The 8,051-nt window shown below is 65.5% G+C and carries 7 protein-coding genes; 5 read left to right on the top strand and 2 right to left on the bottom strand.

The window, feature by feature from the left end:
• Positions 1 to 251 precede the first annotated feature (251 nt).
• From QQM37_RS06330 to QQM37_RS06320, 3 genes are all read left to right on the top strand, one after another.
• On the top strand, positions 252 to 1,475 hold the full coding sequence (locus QQM37_RS06330) for a S53 family peptidase (RefSeq protein WP_285725743.1): 1,224 nt from the start codon (positions 252 to 254) through the stop codon (positions 1,473 to 1,475).
• Positions 1,476 to 1,749: 274 nt separating this feature from the next.
• Positions 1,750 to 2,973: a S53 family peptidase gene (locus tag QQM37_RS06325; RefSeq protein ID WP_285725742.1), complete on the top strand. Its 1,224-nt coding sequence runs from the start codon at positions 1,750 to 1,752 to the stop codon at positions 2,971 to 2,973.
• A gap of 105 nt (positions 2,974 to 3,078) precedes the next feature.
• A complete protein-coding gene (locus QQM37_RS06320) occupies positions 3,079 to 4,032 on the top strand; it encodes a hypothetical protein (RefSeq protein ID WP_285725741.1) in 954 nt (317 codons plus the stop codon).
• Positions 4,033 to 4,061: 29 nt separating this feature from the next.
• On the opposite strand, the gene QQM37_RS06315 is transcribed toward QQM37_RS06320, so the two are convergent.
• Together QQM37_RS06315 and QQM37_RS06310 are read right to left on the bottom strand one after the other, a co-directional pair.
• A complete protein-coding gene (locus QQM37_RS06315; RefSeq protein WP_285725739.1) occupies positions 4,062 to 4,763 on the bottom strand; it encodes a phosphatase PAP2 family protein in 702 nt (233 codons plus the stop codon).
• Positions 4,760 to 5,923: a glycoside hydrolase family 76 protein gene (locus QQM37_RS06310; RefSeq protein WP_285725738.1), complete on the bottom strand. Its 1,164-nt coding sequence runs from the start codon at positions 5,921 to 5,923 to the stop codon at positions 4,760 to 4,762. The genes QQM37_RS06315 and QQM37_RS06310 overlap by 4 nt, the downstream gene beginning before the upstream one ends.
• Before the next feature lie 164 nt (positions 5,924 to 6,087).
• Here QQM37_RS06310 and QQM37_RS06305 point away from each other — a divergent pair, with 164 nt between their 5' ends.
• Positions 6,088 to 6,879 (top strand): SDR family NAD(P)-dependent oxidoreductase, encoded by a 792-nt coding sequence (locus tag QQM37_RS06305; RefSeq protein ID WP_285725761.1) that lies wholly within the window; start codon positions 6,088 to 6,090, stop codon positions 6,877 to 6,879.
• Complete coding sequence (locus tag QQM37_RS06300; RefSeq protein WP_285725737.1) at positions 6,876 to 8,042, top strand: acyl-CoA dehydrogenase family protein; 1,167 nt, start codon at positions 6,876 to 6,878, stop codon at positions 8,040 to 8,042. Before QQM37_RS06305 ends, QQM37_RS06300 begins: the two co-directional genes overlap by 4 nt.
• Positions 8,043 to 8,051: the final 9 nt, after the last annotated feature.

The following is an 8,051-nucleotide window of genomic DNA, read 5'->3' as shown; positions in this document are numbered from 1 at the left end:
CGCTGCTCCTGAAGGTCTCGGCGGCGGACCCTGCCCGGTAATACCGAGGTCAGCTGCAGCTCCTGCGGCGGGTTTCACCAGTAACTCAAAGTACTGGGGGAATATGTCATTTTATGACGTTGCCGCTCGGAGGCTGCTCTCTGTTGCAGGACTTCCTGCGGTTATGCTCCGTGGAGGGGAATGAGAGTTGGCTCACAGTGTCATGACGGAATGAAGTTCAACCGTTGGACTGAACCAAGGAGTCAATTTCCGTGAAACGATCATTTCTGGCCGCAACAGGATCGGCCCTTCTGGCCGGCGCCTTCCTGCTGGCCGCAGCAGCGCCCAGCACGGCAGCACCCGGCAACTCAGATCCCCACGGCCAGGCCAAAGGCCACGCTGTGCGGATCTGTAGTGAACCGAAAGCCGGCGAGGCCGCCTGTCAGTCCTACAAAGCCGCCGACGAGCAGGGGGTGCCGCTGGCGGGATCCACGCCTCCCGCCAGCGCCCTGACTCCGGCCGGCCTGCAGGGCGCCTACAAGCTGACCGGGCTGAAGTCCGGTGGCCGCACGGTCGCCATCGTGGATGCCTATGGCTACCCGAATCTGGAGCGGGATCTGAACGTTTTCCGCAACCAGTTTGGGCTCCCCGCCTGCACGTCAGCGAGCGGCTGCCTGACCGTGGTCAATCAGAATGGTGGCTCCTCGCTGCCGGCCTTCAACGCCAGTTGGGCCGGTGAGCAGGCGCTGGACGTCGACGCCGTCTCCGCCTCCTGCCCTGACTGCAGGATCGTGGTGGTCCAGGCCAACAGCACCTCGCTGGCTGACCTGGGAACGGGTGTTCAGACCGCCGCTCAGCTGCCCGGCGTCGTGGCCATTTCCAACAGCTATGGTGGCGGTGACGCCTCGGATTCCAGCTACGGCCAGTACTACAATGTCCCGGGCATCGCGGTGACTGCGAGCACCGGTGACAATGGCTACCGCGGGGCCTCCTACCCGGCATCGTCCAGCTACGTGACCGCCGTGGGTGGCACCTCCCTGATCAAGGCCTCCACGAGCCGCGGCTGGAGCGAATCCGCCTGGAGCGGTGCCGGCTCAGGCTGCTCCGGCTACAACGCGGCCCTGCCCGCTGCTGCTGGATTCAACACGGGGTGTGCCAAGCGTGCCATGAGTGATGTCTCTGCGGCGGCCGATCCCAATAATGGTGGCCTGGCGGTGTACTACCCGACCAGCAGCAGCGCTTCGGCCTGGGGGCAGATCGGTGGGACCAGCGAATCCGCGCCCATCATCGCATCGGTCTATGCACTCAGTGGGAACACCGGTTCCGCAGCCAACGGTACCTATGCCAACAGCCTGCCCTACCGGAACACCTCCGGCCTGTTCGATGTGACCTCCGGCAACAATGGCTCCTGCCCGACGCAGCAGTGGTGCACGGCGGGCACTGGCTGGGATGGGCCGACCGGCCTGGGCACACCGAACGGGGTGTCTTCTTTCTAGGACGTGCCCAGTTTTCTAAGACGCACTCAGTGCTGTCACCAGGTCCCGGTTCACCAGGGGCTCAAGCGGGATCTGCTCTCTGGTCCCGGTTCACGGGGGGATGAACCGGGACCTGGTGACGGCCTCCGGGGGACGATTGCCGGGCTGACTTCTGAGGCCGCGGTCTTCCGTGGCAGTCTCTGCTCCGTTATGCTCCGCTGTGGGGAGAGTTAGCTCGCACTTTCATGACCGCATGAATCGGAACCATCGAACTGACGCAAGGAGTTGACCTTCCATGAAGCGATCCATTCCGGCCGCCGCGGCATCCACCATTCTGCTGGGTGCCTTCCTGCTGGGCTCGGCGGCGCCGGGCAACGCAGCCCCCGGCAACTCAGATCCGCACGGCCTCGCCAAGGGCCACGCCGTGCGCGTGTGCAACGATCCACAGGCCGGTGATGCGTCCTGCCATTCCTACAAGGCCACCGACGATAAAGGTACGCCGTTGGCAGGCTCCACGCCTCCTGCCAGCGCCCTGACGCCGGCCGGCCTGCAGGGCGCCTACAAGCTGACCGGGCTGAAGTCCGGTGGCCGCACGGTCGCCATCGTGGATGCCTATGGCTACCCCAACCTGGAGCGGGATCTGAACGTCTTCCGCAGTCAGTTCGGAATCCCAGCCTGCACCAAGGCCAACGGCTGCCTCAAGGTGGTCAATCAGACCGGTGGCTCCTCACTGCCAGCCTTCAACCTGGGTTGGGCCGGCGAGCAGGCGCTGGATGTGGACACCGTCTCCGCAGCCTGCCCCGACTGCCGAATCGTGGTAGTTCAGACCAAGAGTGCTTCCTTCGTGGATCTGGGAACCGGCGTTCAGACCGCCGCCAAACTGCCCGGCGTTGTGGCCATCTCCAACAGCTATGGTGGCGGTGACGCCTCGGACTCCAGCTACGGCCAGTACTACAACTTCCCCGGCATCGCGGTGACTGCGAGCACCGGTGACAATGGCTACCGCGGGGCCTCCTACCCGGCATCGTCCAGCTACGTGACCGCCGTGGGTGGCACCTCCCTGATCAAGGCCTCCACGAGCCGCGGCTGGAGCGAATCCGCCTGGAGCGGTGCCGGCTCGGGTTGCTCCACGGTCAATGCCGCCCTGCCCGCTGCTGCCGGGTTCAACACGGGGTGTGCCAAGCGTGCCATGAGTGATGTCTCCGCCGCCGCAGACCCCAATAACGGTGGTCTGGCGGTGTACTACCCGACCAGCGCCACCGATTCCACCTGGGGGCAGATCGGTGGGACCAGTGAATCCGCGCCCATCATCGCATCGGTCTATGCACTCAGTGGGAACACCGGTTCCGCAGCCAACGGTACCTATGCCAACAGCCTGCCCTACCGGAACACCTCCGGCCTGTTCGATGTGACCTCCGGCAACAATGGCTCCTGCCCGACGCAGCAGTGGTGCACTGCCGGGGCTGGCTGGGATGGGCCGACCGGCCTGGGCACACCGAACGGAGTCTCCTCCTTCTGATCCTGCTGTCCTCCTCATTAACCTCTCTGTCATGTTGCGCCCTCGTCGCCGGAAGTACCGGCGACGAGGGCTCAACATGTGTGCAGACGTGATAGTCATGAGTCCATGACTGAACGTACGCACCCTCAACGCCGGGCGACCATCCCCGTGGAGCCCGGTGACGGGAGCAGGCCGCCGCTGGCGCTGCTGCTCGACGTCGACGGCCCCATCGCCAGCCCGGTGACCCGCTCCGTCCAGGACGGCGTCATCGCCGAGTTGCTCTGGCTCGCCACGAGGGGCGCGCCCGTGCTGTTCAACACCGGCCGCTCCGCCGCCTTCATCACGGAGCAGGTGGTGACCCCCATGCTGGAGGCCGGGATTCCCGAGGGGCTGGAGTTCCTGGCGATCTGCGAGAAGGGCGCCACCTGGTTCACCTTTGGCGCCGCAGGTTCGTCCCCCGTCCAGGTGGACGAACGCTTTGTGCCGCCGGCCAGCTATGCGGCCGCGATCCGGGAGCTCGTGGAACGCAAGTACGCTGCCTGGATGTTCTTCGATGAGACCAAGCAGGCCATGGTCTCCGTGGAACAGAACCTGGGGACTCCCAGCGAGGTCTACCTGGCCCAGCAGCCCCTGTTCGACGCGGACGCCCTCGCTCTTATGCCCGCACACGGCATGGACGGGCACATCCGCTCCGCTGCTCCCGAGCAGTCCAGCGGGATCAAGGACCCCCAGGCGAGCCACTTCCTGATCGATCCGACGATCATTTCCACCGACATCGAGCACGCCCGGCTGGGCAAGGACCTGGGTGCCTGGCGGGCTCTGAGCTGGCTCCAGGAGCGGGGACTGGAACCCGAGCAGTGGCGCACTGTGGGCGATTCCGGGACCGACTATGCCATGGCTGACTGGCTCGAATCCCAGGGCCATGCCGTGGCGCACGTGGACGTCCGGCCCGCCGAGGAGTTGCCCGAGAAGCCGTACCAGATCCTCACCTCGGTGCATGTGGGGCTGGGCAGCGATGTGATCAACGACGAGTCAGGCCTGGCCTTCCTGCGGGCCTGGCATGAACGCCTGGAGGGCTGAGGCCGGCCTGGCTTCAGCTGTGGCGTCCGTCAGGTGCGGGCACCGAAGCGCCTGCTCGCCAGGGTGTCCACCACCATGACCAGTCCCAGAATGACCCAGGCCAGGCAAACCGATGCCGTGACATCGGTCAGCCAGTGATAGCCCAGATAGAGCCGACTGGTGGCAACGGCCAGAATGCCCAGCACGATGCCGCCGAACCACAACAGCCGATGCCGACGACGGCGACTGAGCACCAGATAGCCCAGGACCATCAGGAAAACGGCCGTGCTGAGCGTATGGCCGGAGGGGAAGGCGAAGGAGTAGTCCGGGGCAAGGAGCATCTGGTCCACGGGAGGTCGCGACCGGCCCACCAGATGTTTGATGGTGCTGGAGGTACTGACCGCCACCAGCATGGCCCCGACCAGGAGTCCCGGACGCCAGAAACGGCGGGCCAGTAGCGCCCAGAGCGTCGCGACAGCGGCCACGATGATGATCATGGCCACCGGCGAGGACGCTGTGGTGATAATCCGGAAGACGACCGTGGCGACGGGGGTCCGGATCCCCTGGAACCACTGCAGCAACGGCTGGTCCAGCAATGCCGGGCCGGTTCCGTGCTGGATGGCATCATCCAGCCAGCTGAAACCTGCCACGCCGATCAGGGCGAGCACGATGGCGGGCAGCACCCCCGTCTGCCACCAGCCTCCGGGTTCGGAGGAGCCTGGCACAGCGTCCTGGATTCGGGGCCCGTTCACGCGGGTATCTCGGTCGTCGTTGCTCCGGGTGCTGGCTCCTCGGAGTGGGCCAGCTGATGGGCACTTTCGAAGGCCATCCAGGCCTGGAGTTGCGTGGAAAGCTGCACCGGCGTCCCTGCCGGATAGGCGATGGCGGCCGGCTGGCCAAGGTCCAGCGTGAACAGATCCTCGGCGGAGCGGCTGGCCCACAGGGCTTCCGCCGTACGGAACACCAGGTCCCGGGCAGCCTCCCGACCCGCCTCCGGCAGGCCGGAATGCCGGGCTGCCACCGAGAGATAGCGCAGCAGAATGCCGGTGAACAGTCCACGGTCGTCATCGCCGTGCAGTCGCAGAACGCCATCATGCGCCAGCTGGTGGGAAACGCCGTCGATCAGCCGGACTGCCTGGTTGATGGAGGGCGATTCCGGGCGCGAACCGGCCTCCGCCAGCAGTGCTGCCAGCACCGGCCCCTGGTTGTAACTCCACACGGTCTCTTCCCGCTCGGGGCGGGTGCCTGCCTGGCCGGGGATGCTGCGCAGATGGATGCCGTCCACATACACGCCGCGCTCAGCATCCCAGAGGTTCGCCTCAAGCCAGTCGAGCACGGCCTGCGCCCGGTCGTGATCGCCGGTCCGGGCAAAGTACAGCGCGGCCGGGCCATTGACCGCCGTGTTTTTGTAGTCGCGTTTCCTGGACCAGAACAAGCCGCCGCCCAATTCCGGGGTGAGTGCCGAGCGCAATTGGCGGACCAGCGTCCGCCCCGCCAGCCGGGCGCCGGCCCATGAGCGGCCCTGCTCCTGGTGGGAGAGTTGTTCGGCGCGGCCCACGGCCAGGGCAAGCCAGGCCATATCGTCGTAATAGCTGTTCACCAGAATCGAAAAATTTCGCAGTCTGATGCCGCGCAGCAGTGCCCGGGCCCGGTGCAGATCCACCGGCTCGGACCGCACTGCCCGGCGCCACTGGGCATCCACCAGACACTCCAGATAGTGTGCCTGCCACCAGTAATGCCATTCGCCGCGGGGCCCGGCCTTCTGGGCGCGCTCCTCGAGGGGACCGCTGATCACCGCAACCCGGCCCAGCCAGGTACCCGGCAGGCCCAGCACGCGGTGCCCGAAGCGCCGGTTCACCGCTTGTTCCGCGATGGCGGCCCTGCCCGCCCAGACCTCCGCTGCTGAATCCATCAATCCACCGTACCCGCTGGCGGGCCCCTGACGTCGGAGCGCATTTCAGTTAGGATTCATTAACAGAATGCTCTGAGCGCGTAGAGCGCGCGTAGGGCAGAGGACAGTGTTGTCCCAGGGCGCCTTGTCTCTGGATACCTTCAGGAGGAACAGTGGATCTGAAAATGCTTGGCAGCGGGCAGGCGGTCGCCCTGGTCACCGGGGGTGCCTCCGGTCTGGGCGCCGCCACGGCGCGCCGCCTGCATGGCCTGGAGGTCGGCATCGTTCTGGTGGACCTTCCCGGATCGCAGGGTGTGGCGGTGGCCGAGGAACTGAACGCGATCCGGCCCGGCAGTGCGGTGTTTGCCCCGGCCGATGTCTGTGATGAGGCACAGGTGCAGGCCGCCGTCGATGCTGCTGCCGGGCTGGGAACACTGCGGATCGTGGTCAACTGCGCCGGAGTGGGGACGCCCGGCAAGGTCCTGGGGCGCGATGGCGTGTTGCCACTAGAGGCGTTCAGCAGGGTGGTGCAGATCAATCTGGTCGGTACCTTCAACGTGATCCGGCTCAGTGCTGCGGCGATGGCGGCGAGCGAGCCGGTGGTGGGGGAGTACGAGACTGCTGAGCGTGGCGTCATCGTCAATACCGCCTCCGTGGCCGCCTTTGACGGGCAGATCGGCCAGCCCGCCTACTCGGCGTCGAAAGGCGGGGTGGCAGCGATGACACTGCCGATTGCCCGCGAGCTGGCGCGCTCGCTGATCCGGGTGGTAACCATTGCGCCGGGCATTTTTGAGACGCCCATGATGGCGGGGCTGCCGCAGGCCGCGCAGGATTCGCTGGCGCAGCAGGTGCCGCATCCGTCCAGACTGGGCAAGGCCGGGGAATACGCCGCACTGGTGGAGCATATTGTGGCCAACGCGATGCTCAATGGGGAGACCATCCGGCTGGACGGCGCCATCCGGATGCAACCCAAATGAGTTCTCTTGGCGCCTCGCTTCCGGACGCCGATTTTTACCAGTGTGAAGCCTCACTGAACCGTTTTGAACAGCAGAAGCTGGCCACCCTGAGGGAGTTTCTGGCGGCGGAGGTGGCGCCGTACTGCGTGCAGTGGTGGAACGATGGCGAGTTTCCGGCCCATATACTGCCGGCACTGGCGAAGCTGGGGCTCAGCACCGCCATCCAGCAGGGCTACAGTCCGCTGTTTGCCGGGCTGGTCATCGCAGAGATCACCCGGGTGGACACCTCCCTGGCCACGTTCTTTCTGGTCCACCACGACCTTTTTGTCGAATCCCTCTACCAGTTCGGCACCGAAGAGCAGCGCGAACGGTACCTGGCCGATGCGCTGGCTTTGCGCACCACGGGAGCCTTTGCCCTCACGGAACCGGATCACGGCTCCGATGTGGCTGGCGGCATGACGACGACGGCCCGGCGTGAGGGGGAGAGCTGGGTGATCAACGGTGCCAAGCGATGGATCGGTAATGGGACGTTCTGCGATCACATGGTGCTCTGGGCCCGTGACGCCGAGGAGCCGGGGAAGGTGCGCGGGTTCATTCTGGACGCCACATTGCCTGGCGTGAGCAGGAGCAAAATCGAGAATAAGATTGCGCTCCGCACCGTGCAGAACGCGCATATTCTCCTCAACGACGTCCGGGTTCCGGAAGCAGACCGTTTTGTTGGGGTGAATTCCTTCCAGGACACGAATGTGCTGCTCCAGAGATCCCGCGCCATGGTGGCCTGGCAGGCGGTGGGGGCCCAGCTGGGTGCCTATGACTGTGCACGGAATTATGCACTCAGCCGCCTGCAATTTGGCCGCCCGTTGGCCTCATTCCAGCTGATCCAGGCTCAGCTGGTGACCATGCTCGGCAACCTGACGGCATCGTTGGCCATGATGAAGCAACTCACCTCGCAGCCCGCCACGACGATGGATCAGGTGGCTCTGGCCAAGGCCTTCACCACCAGCCGGATGCGGGAGACCGTGGCGCTGGGCAGGTCCATCCTGGGCGGGAACGGCATCGTGACCGATTATGGGATGGCCAAATGTTTTGCTGACGCCGAGGCGATTTTCACCTATGAAGGAAGCCACGAGATCAATACGCTTATTGTGGGGCGGTCGATCACAGGGCTTTCAGCGATTGTCTGACGCCCGGCC

The organism is Psychromicrobium xiongbiense (genome assembly GCF_030271165.1).
Lineage (GTDB): Bacteria > Actinomycetota > Actinomycetes > Actinomycetales > Micrococcaceae > Renibacterium > Renibacterium xiongbiense.
The sequence above is the reverse complement of the archived record's forward strand: the minus strand, read 5'-3'. Positions and strand labels throughout refer to the sequence as shown.

Bases quoted from the DNA above. Each gene is read 5' to 3' on its own strand.
- QQM37_RS06305 (WP_285725761.1), top strand. From the start codon at position 6,088: ATGCTTGGCAGCGGGCAGGCGGTCGCCCTGGTCACCGGGGGTGCCTCC.
- QQM37_RS06310 (WP_285725738.1), bottom strand. From the start codon at position 5,923: ATGGATTCAGCAGCGGAGGTCTGGGCGGGCAGGGCCGCCATCGCGGAA.
- QQM37_RS06300 (WP_285725737.1), top strand. From the start codon at position 6,876: ATGAGTTCTCTTGGCGCCTCGCTTCCGGACGCCGATTTTTACCAGTGT.
- QQM37_RS06320 (WP_285725741.1), top strand. From the start codon at position 3,079: ATGACTGAACGTACGCACCCTCAACGCCGGGCGACCATCCCCGTGGAG.
- QQM37_RS06325 (WP_285725742.1), top strand. From the start codon at position 1,750: ATGAAGCGATCCATTCCGGCCGCCGCGGCATCCACCATTCTGCTGGGT.